The organism is Nonomuraea cavernae (assembly GCF_014646355.1).
Taxonomy (GTDB): domain Bacteria; phylum Actinomycetota; class Actinomycetes; order Streptosporangiales; family Streptosporangiaceae; genus Nonomuraea; species Nonomuraea cavernae.
In genome coordinates this window covers 1-3173 of sequence record NZ_BMNH01000062.1, presented here as the reverse complement: position 1 = coordinate 3173, position 3173 = coordinate 1, and the positions used below count along the sequence as shown (strand labels likewise).

1 rRNA gene is annotated in these 3173 nt (G+C 57.0%); it reads left to right on the top strand.

Annotated features, from left to right (window positions below):
* Positions 1–70: 70 nt before the first annotated feature.
* A 23S ribosomal RNA gene (locus IEY82_RS38665) occupies positions 71–3173 on the top strand.

The following is a 3173-nucleotide window of genomic DNA, read 5'->3' as shown; positions in this document are numbered from 1 at the left end:
TGGTGGTGGGGTGGGTCGGTCGCTGTTTGTTGTTTGAGATTTGCATAGTGGACGCGAGCATCTTTGTGGCCAAGTTTTTTAGGGCACACGGTGGATGCCTTGGCATCAGGAGCCGATGAAGGACGTGGGAGGCTGCGTTAAGCCTCGGGGAGTCGCCAACCAGACGTTGATCCGGGGATGTCCGAATGGGGAAACCTAGCACCAGTCATGTGGTGTTGCCTCCGCCTGAATGTATAGGGCGGTTGGTGGTAACGCGGGGAAGTGAAACATCTCAGTACCCGTAGGAAGAGAAAACAAGAGTGATTCCGTGAGTAGTGGTGAGCGAAAGCGGATGAGGCTAAACCGGGCGTGTGTGATAGCCGGCAGGCGTTGCACGTTCGGGGTCGTGGGACCTTCTTGAAGGGGCTGCCGCTTCTTCGAACAGTGAGAAATCCGTCTGATAGTTGAAGCCTCTGGGAAGGGGCGCCGTAGACCGTGAGAGCCGGGTAGGCGAAATCGGATGGACTGTTTGAGGGGATCCCAAGTAGCACGGGGCCCGAGAAATCCTGTGTGAATCTGCCAGGACCACCTGGTAAGCCTAAATACTCCCTGATGACCGATAGTGCACGAGTACCGTGAGGGAAAGGTGAAAAGTGCCCCGGTGAGGGGTCGTGAAAGAGTACCTGAAACCGTGTGCCTACAAGCCGTAGGAGCTTACGAGGATTTCGGTCCTTGTGTGATGTGACTGCGTGCCTTTTGAAGAATGAGCCTGCGAGTTATGGTGTGTGGCGAGGTTAACCCGTGTGGGGGAGCCGTAGCGAAAGCGAGTCTGAAGAGGGCGTTTGAGTCGCATGCTGTAGACCCGAAGCGGAGTGATCTACGCATGGGCAGGTTGAAGCTCAGGTAAGACTGGGTGGAGGACCGAACCCACCAGGGTTGAAAACCTGGGGGATGACCTGTGTGTAGGGGTGAAAGGCCAATCAAACTCCGTGATAGCTGGTTCTCCCCGAAATGCATTTAGGTGCAGCGTTGCGTGTTTCTTGCCGGAGGTAGAGCACTGGATGGCCGATGGGCCCGACAAGGTTACTGACGTCAGCCAAACTCCGAATGCCGGTAAGTGAGAGCGTGGCAGTGAGACTGCGGGCGATAAGGTTCGTAGTCGAGAGGGAAACAGCCCAGATCACCGACTAAGGCCCCTAAGCGTGTGCTAAGTGGGAAAGGATGTGGAGTCGCAGAGACAACCAGGAGGTTGGCTTAGAAGCAGCCACCCTTGAAAGAGTGCGTAATAGCTCACTGGTCAAGTGATTCCGCGCCGACAATGTAGCGGGGCTCAAGTACACCGCCGAAGTCGTGGCACTGATGCAGATTCGTCTGTGTTGGTGGGTAGGGGAGCGTCGTGCAGCCGGTGAAGCGGCAGAGTGATCTAGTCGTGGAGGCTGTGCGAGTGAGAATGCAGGCATGAGTAGCGAATCGAGGGTGGGAAACCCTCGCGCCGGATGACCAAGGGTTCCTGGGCCAGGCTAATCCGCCCAGGGTAAGTCGGGACCTAAGGCGAGGCCGACAGGCGTAGTCGATGGACAACGGGTTGATATTCCCGTACCCGCTTCAATGCGCCCATATCGAACCTCGTGATGCTAAGAGTCCTTAAGTCCCTTCGCTCTTCGGAGTGGGGGTGAGGCTGAACGCTCGATCCGATCGGGTAGTAGGTAAGCGATGGGGTGACGCAGGAAGGTAGTCCAGCCCAGGCGATGGTAGTCCTGGGGTAAGCATGTAGGGAGTGGGGTAGGTAAATCCGCCTCACGTTGATCCTGAGATGTGATGCCGAGCCGATTGTGGTGAAGTGGATGATCCTATGCTGCCGAGAAAAGCCTCTAGTGAGTGTTGTGGCGGCCCGTACCCTAAACCGACTCAGGTGGTCAGGTAGAGAATACCAAGGCGATCGGGTGAACTGTGGTTAAGGAACTCGGCAAATTGCCCCCGTAACTTCGGGAGAAGGGGGACCTCTGCTGGTGATAGGCCTTGCGCTTGGAGCTGGTGGGGGTCGCAGTGGCCAGGGGGAAGCGACTGTTTACTAAAAACACAGGTCCGTGCGAAGTCGTAAGACGATGTATACGGACTGACGCCTGCCCGGTGCCGGAACGTTAAGGGGACCGCTTAGCGCGAGTGATCGTGCGAAGGTGAGAACTTAAGCGCCGGTAAACGGCGGTGGTAACTATAACCATCCTAAGGTAGCGAAATTCCTTGTCGGGTAAGTTCCGACCTGCACGAATGGCGTAACGACTTCCCCGCTGTCTCAACCACAGACCCGGCGAAATTGCACTACGAGTAAAGATGCTCGTTTCGCGCAGCAGGACGGAAAGACCCCGGGACCTTCACTACAGCTTGACATTGGCGTTTGGAGCGTCTTGTGTAGGATAGGTGGGAGACTGGGAAGCTCGGACGCTAGTTCGGGTGGAGTCATTGGTGAAATACCACTCTGGTCGTTTTGAACGTCTAACTCTGGTCCGTGATCCGGATCGGGGACAGTGTCTGGTGGGTAGTTTAACTGGGGCGGTTGCCTCCTAAAGGGTAACGGAGGCGCCCAAAGGTTCCCTCAGCCTGGTTGGCAATCAGGTGTTGAGTGTAAGTGCACAAGGGAGCTTGACTGTGAGACTGACGGGTCGAGCAGGAGCGAAAGCTGGGACTAGTGATCCGGCATCGGCGTGTGGAAGCGGTGTCGCTCAACGGCTAAAAGGTACCCCGGGGATAACAGGCTGATCTTCCCCAAGAGTCCATATCGACGGGATGGTTTGGCACCTCGATGTCGGCTCGTCGCATCCTGGGGCTGGAGTAGGTCCCAAGGGTTGGGCTGTTCGCCCATTAAAGCGGTACGCGAGCTGGGTTTAGAACGTCGCGAGACAGTTCGGTCCCTATCCGCTGCGCGCGCAGGAGACTTGAAAGGGGCTGTCCCTAGTACGAGAGGACCGGGACGGACGAACCTCTGGTGTGCCAGTTGTACCGCCAGGTGCACGGCTGGTTGGCTACGTTCGGAAGGGATAACCGCTGAAAGCATCTAAGCGGGAAGCTCGCCTTGAGATGAGGTCTCCCACCACGAGAGTGGGTAAGGCTCCCGGTAGACGACCGGGTTGATAGGCCGGAGGTGGAAGCATGGTAACGTGTGGAGCTGACCGGTACTAATAGGCCGAGGACTTGAC